We start from the raw sequence: 16,510 nt of genomic DNA on the forward strand, positions 1-16,510 counted from the left end.
CACCTATAGGGCGTATCGTGGGGTCGTTTCATTTAACGACAGGAGGCCTTCTATGGCACGGATCATCGGTACAAACGAAGACGACGTGTTGAACCATACCTCTCGTGGTCGTGATATTATTTATGGGCTGGATGGTGATGATGAAATCCATTTCAGCCAGTCAGATACGGTGATTGGTGGGGCCGGGGGCGACAGCTTTTTCGTCAGTGGGCTATCTGACGATTACGTGCTGTCATATGCGACCTCTGAGGAGCCACTGACATTCAAGTTTTACAATAATGAAGATGCCCCATCAGGCGAACAGGTCGCGCAGCTTGACGTGAGTGGTGGTGACGCGGATGGCGATCAGCTGATTGTTGGGGAGTATGGCGACCATGTTTCCCAGAAGTTGGGCGTGATTGGTACTGACGGAGGCGACTATTTTGAAGGAGAAATAAGTGCGGTCGAAGGTGGCGGCGGTGCCGATACCATCAACTTTGATTTTCGCGATATATTTCCCAGTTCCTACTCCCGCTATGCGCCGACTGTTGCGTATGGCAGTTCGCCCGAAGCTATTTATTTCGATCAGGACAGCATGATCGGTTATGGCGGGGATGCCGAGGGGGATGTGATTTCCTTTACCGATGATAGCGAGTTGCGCGATCTGAATATACGCGGATCAAATCATGATGATCTGCTGATTGGCGGTGAGGAGCGGGGCGGAACGCTGTTTGGTGCCGGTGGTGACGATATGATGATCGGCCGGGGCGGTGATAATACAATGTCCGGGGATAGCGGTAACGATACCCTGATGGGACGTGCCGGTGATGATTTTCTGACAGGGGGCAGCGGTGCTGATTTCCTTGATGGCGGCAGTGGGCAGGATACTGTCAGCTATCAGACTTCGACCGAAGGTGTGCATATCGACCTTGGTGCTGGCATTGCTGAAGGCGGGGATGCGGACGGGGATGTGCTGACGGATGTCGAGGGCATTTTCGGAACCAGCCACAACGACCTTTTGATCGGTGATGAACAGGATAATAATATTGATGGCTATTTCGGCTACGACACCATCTATGGCAATGGCGGTGACGACACGTTAACCGGCATTACCGCCTATGGTGGCGATGGTAACGATACTCTTTCGGGTTCGGAGTATGGACAACCTGATCGCGATTACCTTTACGGTGATGGCGGTGATGACACCATTCTGGGCAATGAAGGTGGCGACCGTCTGTATGGCGGAGAGGGGAATGACACAGTTCTCGCCGGTTACACATATTACGGGGACGATCTCTTCCCGCCGGATGGCACCCATGCCGATGGTGGTGACGGTGATGACATTGTCAAAGGCAATAATGCGGATGACTTTCTTTATGGCGGTGCCGGGGACGACCTTATGGAAGGTGGTCTTGGTGACGACGCGATGTATGGCGGTGATGGCCAGGACATCTTGCGGGGTGGGCAATGGGAGGATCTGCTATCGGGTGGCTCAGGACGTGACCTTCTGGAAGGTGGCCGGGATGATGACCGGATGTTGGGGCAGGACGGTCATGATGTCCTGAGGGGAGAGCATGGCGAAGACCTGTTGTTTGGTGGGGATGGCAATGATCTTCTGACGGGCGGCCAATCGTCGGACAGTTTCGTCTGGGCTACGTTCGAAGGCGGGGCGGAACGTGACCGTATTACCGATTTTGAAGCGGGCGAAAACGGCGATCGCTTTCTGCTTGGCAAAACATTCCAAGAAAAAAGCGGCATCGACGATTTTGGTGATTTCATCAATCACGCAGAACAGAACGACACGGGTGTTTATGTCGATTTCAGTGGCGGCCGACATTACAGCTATGGCGTTCAGATCGACGGGATTGAGATCGGCGATCTGGTCGCTGATAATGTGGTCTTTGACGTAGATGATTACGGGACTTTGTAACCAGCTACACTGTTAAAGTTCTTCAAACCGGAACAGCATGCGCATTGACCCGGCAGTGTTGGCAAGGGTTGCCAGACAGGCGGCAGCACGGTCAGCCGGAATGGCAATCGCAAAGCGGGTGGTGTAGATGCGTGCATCCTTTTCATCGGTTGCCGATGCCGCCAGTTGCACGATATTGGCGTTGAATTCGATGAAAATTTCCGACAGCCGGGCAATCAGGCCGGGCTGATCAATGCCGGAACACTCAATCATATGGGTTGCCCCCGGTGCGCGGGTCAGGAGTGGGGCGGGCTGAATTTCTTCGACCGTGATTTCGGCCTGTTCCATCGGCAATTCAAAAAGGGCGGCTTCGCATTCGGTGATCGGGCAGGTGTCGGGAAGTTCGCAGGTGGTAATGAAATTTGCGCGTCCCTGATCAAGCATGAAACTGGTCGGACCAAGATTGGCCCCGATATCAAACAGACGACCGGATATATCCGATACCAGGCCGACACGATCGGTGCAGGAAATGGTGATGCGCGTATTGGCGTTCATGCGTGGGGCTCCTTGAGGCGGTCGTCAGATGGCATCAAGCATAGCATTCCTTGCCACTTCCGGGCACGGGCTTTTTCCCATTTTCAACTTGCACAAGCGTTCCTGTACGCAAGCCAGCCTGATGTGGATGTCAGGGCGGCTATCACAATTAAATGAAGCATCACGATGGATCCGTTTACCGGCCACTGCGCGTAGTTTTTTCGACAGCAGAGATGTCGGGCACATCCGACAATATATGGACAGGAGTTCGAAACATGACTGCTTTGAAGAAAACCGTGATCGCAACCGTTGCCGCAGCGGCATTTGCATTGGCAAGTCTTCCGGCAAAGGCGGCTGACATCGTTGATACGGCGGTATCTGCCGGATCTTTTAAAACGCTTGTTACCGCGGTTCAGGCAGCCGGGCTTGTCGATACCCTTAAGGGTGAAGGACCCTTTACCGTGTTTGCGCCGACCGACGAAGCCTTTGCCAAGCTGCCGGCGGGCACGGTCGAAGACCTTCTGAAGCCGGAAAACAAGGAAAAGCTGGTCGCCATTCTGACCTATCACGTTGTACCGGGCAAAGTGATGGCAACCGATATCGCGGGTAAGGAAATGGAAGTTGCCAGCGTGCAGGGCGACACCATTGATGTGAATGCCACAAGCGGCGTCATGGTGGATGGTGCGACAGTAACCCAGGCCGATATCGAAGCCGACAACGGCGTCATTCACGTGATTGATACGGTCATCATGCCTGCGATGTGAGTCGGGCTGACAGGATATTGCAACTGCAGGCCCGAACGATACTGTTCGGGCCTGTTTTTCGTTGTCTGAGCTTAAGCCTTTGCGAATTCCTGCCGCGCACCTTCGGCCTGCGTATCAAGGTGGGTGCGCAATTCATCGGGCAGGCCAAGACATCCGGCAAGCCTTGAAAGATATTGCTGTTCAAGTTGATCATCGGGATCAATCGACAGACTGGATGCCAGATAGATTTCCGCACCCTGTTCGCTGGTTCGGGCCAGACGGGCAATCGCCAATGGGTCGGCATCGGCGGAAAAGGCATCAAACAGAAAAGCCTTTTCCGATGCACCCAGTTCGAATTGTTCGATCTGGGCTGCAATGCGTTTGTGTTCGGTCTGATCGATATGACCATCCGACTTGGCAGCAGCGATCATCGCGCGCACCAATGCAAGGCGGAAATCAACATCATCTTCGCCGCGTTCCTGTTCGGGGGCAAAACCGCTATCGGCAGGAATGCTGGCAAGATCGGTATCACGGGCATGGCTTTGCGGTTTCTGGCGGTTGCTGTAATCGCGCCATGCCTTGTAGGCGAGGCCTGCAACCAGTGCGGTGCCGCCGTACGCCAATACCTTGCCTCCCATCTTGCGGCCCTTTTTCGACCCGAGAACCGCAGACATCAATCCGCCGCTTAGCGCGCCGCCGACAAGACCGCCACCAAGGCCGCTATTACCCAGTGCCTTGCCGATCCCGCCGGACGATCCGCCGGAAGTGGCTTGCTTGATCCGGTCGCCGATCTGGCCGGTACTGCCGGAGCCGAGTACGCCACCGAGAATTTTTCCGATATCCATTCCTGTCTCCTTGCGGGTTACGGGGCCGTTCCCCTGATATGTTTGAGGGATCGGCAGGGGCAAGGATGGCGGGGAAAAGTTGCACGATAAGGGCGGGGAATTGGCCAAAAGGTGTAATCCGGTTCACATTTCGGCGGTTTTATCGGATGAAAGCGGGGGCGCGTTGCGGCATGATCCGGAAATGGCAAAGGCCCGACGCGTTAACGTCGGGCCTTTGAATGGCGCGCCCGGAAGGATTCGAACCTCCGGCCTTCTGATTCGTAGTCAGATGCTCTATCCAGCTGAGCTACGGGCGCTTTGCCTTGGTTTCCGCCGGTTTGCGTTTGGTGCTCCCCGTCGGCGGAGCGGAACTTATGCAAACGAGCGGGGCATTGCAAGCGGTAAATTTCAAAAAACCGTATTTTTTCCGACAGCAGGTTTTTTCACGCTGCTAGGGCCTTGTTCTGCCCCGGTTTGTTGCGTTTGACACGGATATGACAAACTATGGCTAAAAAAGGGGCAAATGCGTCTTGTTCCACACGTGGTCGTGGACTAAGATGCATTCAATCCCGGGGGAGCAGGGGCTTGTTTCAATTCATAAAAAAGCAGGCCCAGGGAGATTCGCTTATTCCTACTTAGGTAATAGATCGAAATGGCCGTTCGTAAAACCTACCTCGCCGTAATCGGCGCCGCCCTTTTGCTGGGGGGATGTTCTTTTTCTTCAGAGGCCCTTTGGCCGACTTTGGCTGGCGAAGAGAATGCCGGCACTGAAAACTCGGCCGCGATGGCTGATACAAGCGGGGCAGATGCTACGACGTCGACTGATGTTGCGCGCAGCTCTCAACCGTTGACCGGCATGTCGCAGACCGGGACCTTTGTCGGGTCCAAGGTCGAAAACATGCAGGCCGAACTCAATCGCCTGAAATCGGCGCTGAGTGATCACAGCAACGAATTGCAGCAGCTTCGTGCGCAGACCGTTCGCAACTCGCAGGCCTATCACGGGACTGTGGCAGCGATCAGCGCGCGGCTTCAGGTTGGTACCACGCCGGGCAACCCGGTTCTGGTGCAGCAGTGGAATACTGCACAGCAGGAACTTGATCGTGTGAATGACGATATCGCGGCGATGAATTCGCTGGCCAATAAAGTGGCCGCTGATTCGACGCTGTCGACTTTCCTTCTGGAATCTGTCCGGTCTGCCTATCAGGTTTCCGGCGCGGTTGACGAAGATCACCGTCAGCTCGCTCTGCTGGAAGATGAAACCAACCGCACCACAGTGCTGATTGATCGTCTTCTCAATGAAATCAGCGAAGGCCTTGCCCGTCAGACGTCTTATGTCAGCAACGAGCGTGCGAACCTCAATGCGCTGGCACTGGCTGTCAAGAATGGCGAGATTTTCGGTGACGCGCTTTCCAAGCGTGTCTTCCAGTCGCAGGCTGCACCGGCATCCGCCGGTAGCAGCATGGCATCGACCAGCGATCGTCCGCTGGTCGTTATCCGTTTCGACAGCCCGAGCGTGAAATACGAGCAGGCGCTTTATAACGCGGTCAACCGCGTTCTGGAGCGTCGCCCGCAGGCCAGCTTTGATGTTGTTGCGGTAACGCCGAATCGCGGGACCCCGGCGCAGGTTGCGCTGAACAGCAACAAATCAAAACGCAATGCACAGTCGGTTCTGCGTTCCCTGACAGATATGGGAATGCCTAGCGCGCGTGTTCGTGTTTCTGATGCGACCAGTGCCTCGGTTTCGGCCAACGAGGTCCACGTCTTCGTCCGCTAAGACGGATTGAGGCAGGTTTTATCAACGGTTTGCCAAGCTTCTAGGCGGGTGCCCTGATCAATCGGGGTGCCCGTTTGTCATTTTGGACCGGGATGAAAGGGGACGTTCGCATGGGCGATCTTGTCAATCTGCGGCAGGTGCGCAAGCAGAAGAAACGCAGTGCCAAGGAAAGGCAGGCCGATGCCAATCGGGCCCTGCATGGCCGCACGCGGGGCGAGCGTACGAAAAAGGACGCCGAGGACCGTAAGGCCGACAGGCAGCATGACGGCCATTATCGAGGTGCCGTGTCGCCCGCCGATGATACCAAGCCCCATGGAACGGACGATAACATCGAAGCGGCCAAGCGCGGCGAAGATGCCGGTGATAGTGAGCGCGCCGATGACGGTGCCGGTGCCGGTGCTTCCGATGCCGCGTCGTCCGATACGGATAATGTGGTTTCATTCTTTCGGGCAGCCAATCCGAATTCCAAACCCGACAACGACTAGAAATGGCGACACCGTGGCCGGGTTGATTCGCCTTGCCACGCGATAACATCACAAGCATCGTATTATCGGGAAAACAGGGTGACGAGGGTACGTTGCCCGGCTGTTGGCTGTGGCGGTACGGATGCCACAGTCGGCGGGCAAGTCAGTGGCCATCGGACGGGCATCCGGGCCGACCGGATTGATACCGGTCTGGTCAATTCCGGCACCGCCCTGGTTCCCCCAAATGGTGCCGGTCCGCAAATCTTTCATGCCGGATCGCCTTGGGCGTCCGGGATGCTCCCCTAGCTTACGAGCGTTTCGGCTTCGCGTTTGCTTTGGTCAAGGGCCTCGTCCCAGCCCATCAGCCAGTCTTCATGGTCGCGACTGTCTGATGGATAGGGGTTTTCGGTCAGACGATGGGAACCCAGTCCCGCCGAAAAGCCCGATCCATAAGCAGGATTGGGGAGATGGCGTTCATGCACAACCGGCGCATTGGTGTCGTAAATCTGATTACGGAATGCCGGTAGCGAACACAATACCCCGTCATCAATGCCCATTGGATAGGCCATCATCATGGCACGGCCAAGAGACGTGATGGACAGGCTGCCATCCGTTTCGGTGTGCACCAGACCAGCAATTTTCAAATGTGAAATTGCTATGCTGATCCGCCGCCTAAGATCGGGCGTGTCTTCGACAATGACCTGGTTGCCATCATCATCAGTGCAAAACAGGGATAAAATGCGTTCAAGAAGGACGCTTTGGTCAAGGTTGCCTTCGGCACCGCGTAGTACCGTCAACATCAAGGCGGGATCGCCAGGCACGAAATCAGTCGCAGTGGACATCAGGAGCCTCCGTTCTGTCCGAACCGAATTCCCTCCCATTGGCAGCTTCTCTCTCGTTTTCAGGCCCGTCGCCGGAACCCTGCTGCCTTTTATTATTATAGTTTGCAGATATGTTTCCATCTTGTGAAGACAAGATTGCGCTTTAGTAGAATTTTTTGTTTCCCGGACGGATTTTTGCCACGGGTTACGCGTTAGCCGATGAAAAATATGGAAAATTTTGTGAAGTGCCTGCGATTTGATGCTAGTTGGGAAGGTGATCACATTTTCGATATTGTGAGGTGGTTTGGGCTATTCCCCGCGACAAGGGGCCTTTCCTGCGCTGGAAAACGCAAAGGCGTGTCGGGTTCAGTCGCGGGATTTTGATTTGTCGGGCTTGCCGGTGTCTTTTTCACCATCGGGATTGCGCCAGACCCGGACCTTGTTCCGCCCGCCTTCCTTGGCGGCATAAAGGGCCTGATCGGCCTTTTCGATGATCTGTTCGATGGTGCGGGTTTTCGTCATCGGGGCGGCCCCGATGGAGGCGGTGACAGGCAAAATCGTGCCGTCATTAAGCGTAACCGGGGATGCTTCGATGACGCGACGCAGGCGTTCAAGGACACGTGCGCATTGCTTCATATCGGCATTTGGCAGGCAAATCAGGAATTCTTCGCCACCGTACCGATACACCTTGTCGAACGGGCGGACATGGGATTGCAGGATACCGGCAACTGATTGCAGAACCAGATCACCGGCCTGATGGCCGTGGGTATCGTTGACCGCCTTGAAATGATCCAGATCGACCAGGGCAATTGCGGTTGGTGTATTGGTTCGCACCGCGCGTTCGCGTTCGGTGCCAAGATCGCCCAGCATGGTTTGCCGGTTGTAGGTCCCCGTCAACGGATCAACATCGGAGCGCGCCGTTCGGAACGCACGTTCAAGGCGGCGAAGCTGCGCAAAAAACGATTCGGCGCGCAGGGACAGCATTTCAAATTCGGCTTCGTCGACATCGCCGTCGATCTCGTGGCCTTCCAGAAGCCGTCTGGCAGATGCGTGAAGCTGTTCATGAGTGGCGGCAAGCGCATGCATCGCAGGCTGGTCTATGAGCCTGTTGTGGCGATTAAGCGCATACCATGCCCCGAAGTCACAATCGTGATCATCGCTGTGGTCGTGAAGGGGGGCTGGACCAGTCTTGCCAGCAGGCAGGGTAAGGCGACGGCTCCATCCCAGCAGAAGCGAGATATGCTCGCTTAACGCCTTGTCGAGTTCGGCCAGAATATCGCGTTCCGCGTCGGCCATGCCGACTTCGGCGATGCTTTCGCCCATCTTCCGGGAATTGCCCGGTTTGGCTTTGCTGTTTTTGGCAACCTTTTTCGGGCTGTCACTCATCTGCGAATCCGGGGAACACTTCGACAAAGGTCTGTTTTAACAGTCTATCGAGTTCCGCCATAGAAATATCGACGCCAAGATCGGCAAGGCTGGTGACGCCGTGATCGGAAATACCGCAGGGAACAATCCCGCCGAAATGCGACAGATCGGGGTTCACATTGATTGCAATGCCGTGGAACGTGACCCAGCGGCGCACCCGCACACCGATGGCGGCGATTTTATCTTCGCGTCCGCCTTCACGGGTAACCCATATTCCGACCCGGCCATCACGGCGTTCGCCGGCAACGCCAAGCAGTGCCAGCGTGCGAATCACCCATTCTTCAAGGTTATGGACATAGGCCCGAACGTCGCGACCGCGCTTTTTCAGGTCCAGCATCAGGTAAACAGTGCGCTGTCCGGGGCCGTGATAGGTATATTGGCCGCCGCGTCCCGCGTCATAGACGGGGAAGCGATCCGGATCGACAAGATCTTCGGCATGCGCGCTGGTTCCGGCCGTATATAGCGGCGGATGTTCCAGAAACCATACGAGTTCCGTGGCTTTGCCTTCATGGATGGCTTCGGCGCGTGCTTCCATTTCGGTCAGTGCTTCGGGGTAGGAAACCAACCCGGAGGCGGTGCGCCAGTCGGGAATTTGCGCGGCAGGGGCGATGGTTTGCATTTTTCCTGTCAAATAAGTGAAATGAGCCCTTGATCAGGGGTAACCTTTTTGCTATCTCCCTTTCCGCACCAAGGCAAGCCCGCAAAATTACCTCATGGGTTTGCAGACAAGACATATGCGGTCGTGGCGGAATTGGTAGACGCGCAGCGTTGAGGTCGCTGTGGGCTAACCCCCGTGGAAGTTCGAGTCTTCTCGACCGCACCATTATCTGGATCTTTCCTTCGGGAAGGGTCACGAAAAAGAACCCGCCAGAGATGGCGGGTTTTTTCGTTTCGGATGATCCCCATATGAAACGGGACCGCTATCGGGTCGGGAACGTGGAAAGTTGCGGTGTGGCGTTGAAAATTATGCAATGCTGACCCTTGTCGTGTTTGGGTACTTCTTTGAACTGAATGCTTCAAACCGGCTTGAAAGTGCTCTACGCTGTGCGCCCCACTTAAAGACAAAATAATCAGGATTTAACCAATTTAAGGTTAATTTGGCTCAAATACCTGAAATTAAAAGGTATTCTTATGGCAAACAGAAATGACAAGCTGCGCGAAGCGGCTTTGGACTATCACCGGTATCCCACCCCGGGGAAGCTGTCCGTTACGGCAACCACGACGCTTGCAAACCAGCGTGACCTTGCGCTGGCCTATTCGCCGGGTGTTGCGTTCGCCTGCGAGGAAATCGTCAAAGACCCTGAAACCGCTGCCGAATATACCGCGCGCGGCAATCTGGTTGGCGTGATTTCCAATGGTACGGCGGTTCTGGGTCTTGGCCCGATTGGTCCGCTGGCATCCAAGCCGGTGATGGAAGGCAAGGCGGTTCTGTTCAAGAAATTCGCCAATATCGATGTCTTCGACCTTGAGGTAAACGAGACCGACCCGCAGAAATTCATCGATATCGTTGCGGCACTTGAGCCGACATTTGGCGGTGTTAACCTGGAAGACATTAAGGCGCCGGAATGCTTCATTATCGAGAAGGCATTGCGTGAACGCTGCAACATTCCGATTTTCCACGATGACCAGCATGGCACGGCGATTTGCGTTGCCGCAGCCGTGCGCAACGGGCTTCGGGTTGTTGGCAAGGATATCAGCAAGGTGCGCCTTGTTGCATCGGGTGCCGGGGCTGCGGCACTTGCGTGTTTGAACCTTCTGGTTTCCATGGGCATGCCGCGTGAAAACATTACCGTAACCGACCGGTTCGGTGTTGTTTACAAGGGACGCAAGGAAGAGATGGATCCGTGGAAAGCGGAATATGCCATCGATACCAATGCCCGTACCCTGAATGACGTGATCGAAGGGGCCGATGTGTTCCTTGGTCTTTCGGCACCGAACATCATGGGCGAGGAAGAACTGCGCAAGATGGGGGAACGCCCGATCATTATGGCGCTGGCCAACCCGACCCCGGAAGTGTCACCCGAACTGGTCAAGGAAATCCGCCCGGATGCCGTGATGGCGACCGGACGTACGGATTACCCGAACCAGGTTAACAACGTTCTTTGTTTCCCGTTCCTGTTCCGCGGGGCGCTTGACGTTGGTGCGACCGAGATCAACGAGGAAATGAAAATCGCCGCGGTCGAGGCCATTGCCGATCTGGCAACTGCCGAGGTTTCCGACATTGTGGCGGCTGCCTATGGCGGGCAGGAACTGCGTTTCGGGCCGGAATACCTTATTCCGAAGCCGTTTGATCCGCGCCTGATGCTTGAAATTCCGCCGCGGGTGGCAAAGGCCGCAATGGATAGTGGCGTTGCCAAACGCCCGATCACGGATTTCGACGCGTATCGTCAGCAGCTTGAAGGCTTTGTCTTCCGGTCCGGTCTGGTGATGAAGCCGGTCTTTGACATGGCACGCGCGCACAAGAAACGCGTTGTCTATCCCGAAGGCGAATCGCGCCGTGTTCTGCAGGCCTGTCAGGTTCTGGTCGATGACGGTGTGTGCCATCCGGTCCTGATCGGTCGTCGTGATGTGATCCTTGAACGTATTGCCGAACTTGGCCTGCGCCTGATCCCGGACGAGCAGGTTGAAATCCATGATCCGGAAGACAATCCGCATTTCGAACAGGATTGGCAGGATTTCCACAACATCATGGGCCGTCGCGGTATCAACCCGGAATATGCGCGTTCCATCGTGCGGACCCGGCCGACCGTGATTGCCGCCCTGATGCTTCGCCGCGGCGAGGTGGATGCGATGTTGTGCGGTTGCCAGGGTGGTTTCCTGCGTCATCTGCGCTATGTGCGGAACCTTGTTGGCGTGCAGAAAGGGGTTACCGACTTCTCGACCGTCAATATGATGATCATGAAGCAGGGTACATTCTTCCTGACCGATACTTATGTGTCGGTTGATCCGACGCCGGAACATGTTGCGGAAACCGCGATCATGGCCGCCGACGTGGTCAAACGTTTCGGGATCACGCCGAAGGCAGCCCTGATTTCGCATTCGAACTTTGGCAGCCATGAAAACAAATCGGCCTGCAAGATGCGCGATGCGTTGCAGCTGATCCGTACTCTGGCACCGGACCTTGAGGTTGAGGGTGAAATGCATGCCGATGCCGCGATTTCCGAAGAAATCCGGTCCCGCATTTTCCCGAATTCGATGCTGAAAGGTTCTGCAAACCTTCTGGTGATGCCGACGCTTGATGCGGCGAATATCTCGTACAACATGGTCAAAATGCTGGGCGATGGTTTGCCGGTTGGTCCGATTCTGGTCGGTGCGGCCAAACCGGCCCACGTCGTCAGTCCGTCGATCACCGTGCGCGGTATCGTCAATATGAGTGCGATTGCCGTGGTTGATGCCATCAATCGCAGTCAGGAATACAATTAACCGCACATTGCTATCGCGCGGCCCTTGACCGGGCCTGACCGATAGCGCAGAAACAGCCGTGTCGGGCAAAATGGCCCGGCACGGCATTTTTAATTGAAGTGCAGGAACGAACTTAGCGCGCAACACATTCAGAGGAGGGGCAGATGACGGATCAGGTCGAAGAACTGGAACGTCCGGCGGAAAATACGTCGTCTGGTGACGAGTATGTCGATCTTACTCCTGAATATGCGCGCGAGATTCTTGATGCACTGGGCGACGATGACGTATCGCGCGCCGAAGAACTGATTTCCGAACTTCACTTTGCCGATATCGCCGACCTTCTGGGGTGGGCGAGCAGCAGTCAGCGCGTCAAACTTGTTGATCTGATCCGCCCGGATTTTGATCCGGAACTTCTGACCGAGCTTGATGACGAGTTGCGCGAAGAGGTCATTTCGCTGCTTGGTACCGAGGCGGTGGCCGAAGCGATTTCCGAACTCGATTCGGATGACGTGGTCGAGGTTGTCGAATATCTGGAAGAAGAGGACCAGAAAGAACTTCTGGGGGCCCTTTCCGATATCGAACGTGCGCGCGTTGAAGAAGCGCTGTCCTATCCGGAATATACCGCCGGCCGTATCATGCAGCGCGAGCTGGTGGCGATTCCGGATTACTGGTCGGTCGGCCAGACCATCGATTTCCTGCGTTCGGCGAAAAATCTGCCGGATGACTTTTATGACATCATCGTGGTTGATCCGCGCTACAGCCCGGTCGGGATTGTTCCGCTTTCACGGGCTATCCGCACGAACCGCCCGGTTCTGATCCGTGATGTCATGGATTCTGAGAACATGCGCACGGTCGTCGTGACCGAGGAGCAGGAAAACGTCGCCCATCTGTTCCGTCAGCGCGACCTTATTTCGGCGCCGGTAGTTGACGATAGCGGTCGGTTGGTCGGTGTGATCACGGTCGATGACGTGGTTGACGTTATCGATGAAGAATATGAAGAAGACATGATGCGCCTTGCCGGTGTTGGTGAGGAAGACGACCTTTCAAGTGCGATTTTTGATACCACCCGATCGAGATTTACCTGGTTGCTGGTCAATCTTTTTACCGCCATTGCGGCATCGATGGTAATTGGCGTTTTTGAGGGAACCATCCAGCAGCTTGTTGCGCTGGCGGTTCTGATGCCGATTGTGGCTTCGATGGGGGGCAATGCCGGGACCCAGACCCTGACGGTTGCCGTACGCGCGATTGCCACGCGTGAACTGACCAGCACCAACGCCTGGCGTGTTATTCGCAAGGAGGTCGCAGTTTGTGGTCTGAACGGGCTCGCGTTTGCGGTGTTAACCGGGGCTGTGACATGGTTCTGGTTTGACAGTGGTTTGCTGGGTGCCGTTATCGGGGCTGCCATGATCATCAATCTGCTGTTTGCGGGATTGTTTGGCGCATTGATCCCGCTTGGCCTGGAGCGGGCCGGGATTGATCCGGCCGTGTCTTCATCGGTATTTCTGACGACGATTACCGATGTGGTTGGCTTCTTTGCCTTCCTGGGATTGGCCGCGACCTTCCTGCTGTAACAACGTGAAAAAAAGGCCGGGTATCTGACCCGGCCCTGTTGTTTGTGGCTTATCCTGAAAGTCCGCGAAATTCAGCTTCGCGCTGGTGATTTGTCCGTCGGGTTCTGATGGCTGAGCAGTGCGGTCGTTTCAATCGCATCGACTGGCGGCGACAGCAGGAAGCCCTGTAATTCATCACAATCGGCGGATTGCAGGACGGCAAGCTGGTCCTCGGTTTCGACCCCGACAGCAACCACCTTGCGGTTAAGGCTTTTGCACAGCCGGATGGCTGGTTGCAGGATGCTGTTTTCGGGTTGTTCATCAAGGGCGATATTGAACAATGCCTTGGACAATTTGATCCGCTGTACCGGGAACCGTTTCAGATATCGGAGTGAAGTGTTGGCCGCGGCAAAATGATCCAGCGTCAGACCAATGCCCGCCTCGGCAAAGCGATAGAACTGGCCAAGTGCCCGTTCCGGGTCGCGCATCGCAATTTCTTCGGATACTTCGATTTCGATCATTGCGGGATCGATTTCGTGGGCCTTGGTGAATTCGACAATGCTTTTGAGCAAGTCTGCCTGAATGAACTGGCGGCTTGATACGTTCAATGCGACCGGAACCGGGATGTAGCCGTCATCCCGCCATTGAGCGATCTGTTTGCAGACCGTTTCAATGATCCAGCGCCCCAATGGGGATAGCAGGCCCGTGCGATCAGCAACGGCAATGAAATCGGGCGGCAGGCGTCGCTTGCCGCTTTCATCAATCCAGCGCAGCAAAGCTTCGAACCCGGTCAGTGTCCTGTCCGACGTGCGATAGCGCGGCTGGAATTCCAGAATAAATCGTTTTTCATCGACTGCACGACGCAACTGCGTTTCCATCGACAGGCGCGCATGCATGACGCTGTTCATCGTTTCCACAAAGAAGCAATAGGACGATTCCGCGGATTTTTGTGCGCGGTACATCGCGGCATCCGCATTGGCCAGCAATTGTGACGGTGCCCGCGCATCGTTGGGATAAAGGGCAACCCCGACACTGACATGCAGGCGGATTTCATCGTTGCCACCCGCCTGAATCGGCTGGGACATGGCTTCGACGATCCGTTCCGCGACAAGGGCGGCACCTTCGGCCTCGGACAGATCGGTTGCGATCACGGCAAACATATCGCCCGAAAAACGCGCACAGCTATCCTTTTCCCGAACGGTCGCCCGCAGACGGCCAGAAACGGTACGCAGTGTTTCATCACCGATATCAGAACCAAACCGGTCATTGATCGCACGGAAATTGTCGATATCAACGACCAGAACAGCCAGAAGTTTTTCATAGCGTTTGGCGTGGGCAACAGCCTGGTTAAGCCTGTCGTCAAAAAGGGCCCGGTTGGGAAGGCCGGTCATCGGGTCATGCGTTGCCAGATAGCGCAGGCGATTGACCGATGCGTTGGCCGCCGGATTGTGATGCAGGGTGATATCCACGCAATCGTCATGATTGACCGACGGACGCATGGAAAGATCGCAAACGACATGGACGCCTTCGGCACTGCGAACCACCCATTCGCGGCGGATTTCCTCGTCACCGCGGCTGAGTGCCAATAACATCTTTTCCTGTGCCCGGCGTGATGCGGTGCCGTCGGACTGGAATTCCGGCGCCAGATTATAGAACCGTATGAAACCGTAGTCTTCTTCACGCAGGTCGAAGAAATCTGCGGTTTCGGGTGTCATGGATTTCAGATGACCGTCCAGTCGCGTGATGGCAAGCGACAGGTCGCTGATATCATCAGGAGCACGCATGTGATGGATAATGCGGCCCGAGGATCGCGGTTGCCGGTTGGCAAGAACAAAGACCACGATGGTCATGATGATCGTGATGACCGCCCCGATAAACAGAACCATTTCCGGGCTGAACATGGCCTGATTTGCTAGAGCCGGATCAGCCGTGACATCGACATGCCACTGGCGACCGGCAATGTCGACGGCGGTGGTCTGTTCCAGCCTGGGATCATCACCTTCGCCCTGAAGGTCAAACAAGACGGTATCGCCTTCGCGGACACGGACCGAATAACCGATGATACCCTCGTCATCGATAACCGATGTCAACATGGTCCGGATGCGTACAACACCGTTGATCACGCCAATGATCTGCCCATCCCGGCTGAGTACGGGGGTATAGACGGCAAAGCCGCGACCACCCTGCAGCAATTCAAGGGTCGGGGTGATCTGTGTGCGGCGCTGATCAAGTGCGATATCAAGAACCGGACCGGCAAGCGGATGGCGTTTAAGATCCGCACCCATTGCCGGAACATTCCCCTTGATCGGGGCGACATACATTATGATGTAATTGGGCGTGACCCAGTTTACGGCCTGAAGGGCAGGGAAGCGGGCCTGCAGTGGGGTGGCGAGGCTCAGATAGTCGCGTTCTTCCGTTGGTGCGCCGTCCTGCCAGTTATCGGCGAAAGTTTCCAGCACATGCAGGTTGTTATCGACGATCTGTTTGACCTGCCGTGCGATGCTAAGAGACATGATCCGCGCAGACGACAGCAGCATTGTATCGCGGTTCTGAAGCGCGTTGCTCCAGAGCAGGAAGGTCGAGAGTGCCAGCAGCACAGCGGTCATGAAGCTGGCAAGAAGGGCCTGCTTGCGAATGCCTGTTTTACGCTCGGTTGCTGTTTCTTCGGTTGGCCGGTTATCGTCTTCCATGTCTTCCCCAAGTCTCACGGTTATGGCGGACCGTGATATTATTCTGCGTCTCGACCGCAAGGGACAGATTGCACCTATGGGCAACTGTCACAATGATTGCACTGACGGGACGGCGTTCTTGTGATTATCGAAAATAGCCTCACCGCGCTTTGTGGCCACCAGATTAATCCACTACGCTGTTTATGGGGGCATTCTTACACGATTTTAAGGGTTTGAGCGTGTGCAAAAGACAATAAAAGCCAAATTTCAACTGACCGGCAGGTCACTTGCCGGAGCGAAAGGCGGATTTCCGGCCTTTGGGCAGCCATGCATTGTGCGGGTCTGTTCGCCATAGCATATCTGGTGTATGTCGATGCCCGACGCGCCATCCCGCAAGGTGCTTAGAAATATCGATC

The 16,510-nt window shown here is 55.6% G+C and carries 13 protein-coding genes and 2 tRNA genes; 8 read left to right on the forward strand and 7 right to left on the reverse strand.

The window, feature by feature from the left end:
- The first annotated feature begins 52 nt into the window (after positions 1-52).
- Positions 53-1,909 carry a calcium-binding protein gene (locus J7395_RS08810; RefSeq protein WP_209221233.1) on the forward strand — a complete coding sequence of 619 codons (1,857 nt, stop codon included), beginning with the start codon at positions 53-55 and terminating at the stop codon, positions 1,907-1,909.
- A gap of 12 nt (positions 1,910-1,921) precedes the next feature.
- On the opposite strand, the gene J7395_RS08815 is transcribed toward J7395_RS08810, so the two are convergent.
- Positions 1,922-2,443, reverse strand: coding sequence for a hypothetical protein (locus J7395_RS08815; protein ID WP_062949479.1), 522 nt, complete (start codon positions 2,441-2,443; stop codon positions 1,922-1,924).
- A gap of 254 nt (positions 2,444-2,697) precedes the next feature.
- Here J7395_RS08815 and J7395_RS08820 point away from each other — a divergent pair, with 254 nt between their 5' ends.
- Entirely contained in the window at positions 2,698-3,186 is a 489-nt protein-coding gene (locus J7395_RS08820; protein ID WP_209221234.1) for a fasciclin domain-containing protein, read from the forward strand.
- A gap of 71 nt (positions 3,187-3,257) precedes the next feature.
- Here J7395_RS08820 and J7395_RS08825 read toward each other — a convergent pair whose 3' ends face one another.
- Together J7395_RS08825 and J7395_RS08830 are read right to left on the reverse strand one after the other, a co-directional pair.
- The gene (locus J7395_RS08825) at positions 3,258-4,010 is read right to left on the reverse strand and encodes a tellurite resistance TerB family protein (protein ID WP_209221235.1); all 753 of its coding nucleotides are present in this window, start codon (positions 4,008-4,010) and stop codon (positions 3,258-3,260) included.
- Positions 4,011-4,229: 219 nt separating this feature from the next.
- A tRNA-Arg gene (locus tag J7395_RS08830) sits at positions 4,230-4,306 on the reverse strand.
- Positions 4,307-4,641: 335 nt separating this feature from the next.
- Here J7395_RS08830 and J7395_RS08835 point away from each other — a divergent pair.
- The 3 genes from J7395_RS08835 to J7395_RS08845 all read left to right on the forward strand — a co-directional run bounded on the left by J7395_RS08835 (position 4,642) and on the right by J7395_RS08845 (position 6,533).
- Positions 4,642-5,763, forward strand: coding sequence for a hypothetical protein (locus J7395_RS08835; RefSeq protein ID WP_062949475.1), 1,122 nt, complete (start codon positions 4,642-4,644; stop codon positions 5,761-5,763).
- A gap of 110 nt (positions 5,764-5,873) precedes the next feature.
- Positions 5,874-6,248, forward strand: a complete 375-nt coding sequence (locus J7395_RS08840; protein ID WP_209221236.1) for a DUF4169 family protein — start codon at positions 5,874-5,876, stop codon at positions 6,246-6,248.
- A gap of 78 nt (positions 6,249-6,326) precedes the next feature.
- Positions 6,327-6,533 carry a hypothetical protein gene (locus tag J7395_RS08845; RefSeq protein WP_209221237.1) on the forward strand — a complete coding sequence of 69 codons (207 nt, stop codon included), beginning with the start codon at positions 6,327-6,329 and terminating at the stop codon, positions 6,531-6,533.
- On the opposite strand, the gene J7395_RS08850 is transcribed toward J7395_RS08845, so the two are convergent.
- The 3 genes from J7395_RS08850 to lipB form a co-directional block, all read right to left on the reverse strand.
- Positions 6,530-7,069: a hypothetical protein gene (locus J7395_RS08850; RefSeq protein WP_209221238.1), complete on the reverse strand. Its 540-nt coding sequence runs from the start codon at positions 7,067-7,069 to the stop codon at positions 6,530-6,532. The genes J7395_RS08845 and J7395_RS08850 overlap by 4 nt on opposite strands.
- Before the next feature lie 345 nt (positions 7,070-7,414).
- A complete protein-coding gene (locus tag J7395_RS08855) occupies positions 7,415-8,434 on the reverse strand; it encodes a diguanylate cyclase (RefSeq protein WP_209221239.1) in 1,020 nt (339 codons plus the stop codon).
- Positions 8,427-9,092 (reverse strand): lipoyl(octanoyl) transferase LipB, encoded by a 666-nt coding sequence (gene lipB / locus J7395_RS08860; RefSeq protein ID WP_209221240.1) that lies wholly within the window; start codon positions 9,090-9,092, stop codon positions 8,427-8,429. The genes J7395_RS08855 and lipB overlap by 8 nt, the downstream gene beginning before the upstream one ends.
- A 117-nt stretch (positions 9,093-9,209) precedes the next feature.
- Between lipB and J7395_RS08865 the strand changes: the two genes are divergently transcribed.
- From J7395_RS08865 to mgtE, 3 genes are all read left to right on the forward strand, one after another.
- Positions 9,210-9,296: transfer RNA gene (locus tag J7395_RS08865), tRNA-Leu, on the forward strand.
- A 308-nt stretch (positions 9,297-9,604) separates the two neighbouring features.
- On the forward strand, positions 9,605-11,896 hold the full coding sequence (locus J7395_RS08870) for an NADP-dependent malic enzyme (RefSeq protein ID WP_114111776.1): 2,292 nt from the start codon (positions 9,605-9,607) through the stop codon (positions 11,894-11,896).
- A 143-nt stretch (positions 11,897-12,039) separates the two neighbouring features.
- The gene (gene mgtE / locus J7395_RS08875) at positions 12,040-13,446 is read left to right on the forward strand and encodes a magnesium transporter (RefSeq protein WP_209221241.1); all 1,407 of its coding nucleotides are present in this window, start codon (positions 12,040-12,042) and stop codon (positions 13,444-13,446) included.
- Between the two features lie 71 nt (positions 13,447-13,517).
- Here the strand turns inward: mgtE and J7395_RS08880 are convergent, their stop codons facing one another.
- Positions 13,518-16,115, reverse strand: a complete 2,598-nt coding sequence (locus J7395_RS08880; RefSeq protein WP_062958640.1) for an EAL domain-containing protein — start codon at positions 16,113-16,115, stop codon at positions 13,518-13,520.
- Positions 16,116-16,510: the final 395 nt, after the last annotated feature.

It is taken from the genome of Thalassospira sp. A3_1 (genome assembly GCF_017744215.1).
Taxonomy (GTDB): domain Bacteria; phylum Pseudomonadota; class Alphaproteobacteria; order Rhodospirillales; family Thalassospiraceae; genus Thalassospira; species Thalassospira lucentensis_A.

Coding starts and splice junctions, on each gene's coding strand:
- J7395_RS08820 (WP_209221234.1), top strand. CDS start 2,698: ATGACTGCTTTGAAGAAAACCGTGATCGCAACCGTTGCCGCAGCGGCA.
- J7395_RS08810 (WP_209221233.1), top strand. CDS start 53: ATGGCACGGATCATCGGTACAAACGAAGACGACGTGTTGAACCATACC.
- J7395_RS08815 (WP_062949479.1), bottom strand. CDS start 2,443: ATGAACGCCAATACGCGCATCACCATTTCCTGCACCGATCGTGTCGGC.
- J7395_RS08840 (WP_209221236.1), top strand. CDS start 5,874: ATGGGCGATCTTGTCAATCTGCGGCAGGTGCGCAAGCAGAAGAAACGC.
- lipB (WP_209221240.1), bottom strand. CDS start 9,092: ATGCAAACCATCGCCCCTGCCGCGCAAATTCCCGACTGGCGCACCGCC.
- J7395_RS08835 (WP_062949475.1), top strand. CDS start 4,642: ATGGCCGTTCGTAAAACCTACCTCGCCGTAATCGGCGCCGCCCTTTTG.
- J7395_RS08880 (WP_062958640.1), bottom strand. CDS start 16,115: ATGGAAGACGATAACCGGCCAACCGAAGAAACAGCAACCGAGCGTAAA.
- mgtE (WP_209221241.1), top strand. CDS start 12,040: ATGACGGATCAGGTCGAAGAACTGGAACGTCCGGCGGAAAATACGTCG.
- J7395_RS08825 (WP_209221235.1), bottom strand. CDS start 4,010: ATGGATATCGGAAAAATTCTCGGTGGCGTACTCGGCTCCGGCAGTACC.
- J7395_RS08855 (WP_209221239.1), bottom strand. CDS start 8,434: ATGAGTGACAGCCCGAAAAAGGTTGCCAAAAACAGCAAAGCCAAACCG.
- J7395_RS08870 (WP_114111776.1), top strand. CDS start 9,605: ATGGCAAACAGAAATGACAAGCTGCGCGAAGCGGCTTTGGACTATCAC.
- J7395_RS08850 (WP_209221238.1), bottom strand. CDS start 7,069: ATGTCCACTGCGACTGATTTCGTGCCTGGCGATCCCGCCTTGATGTTG.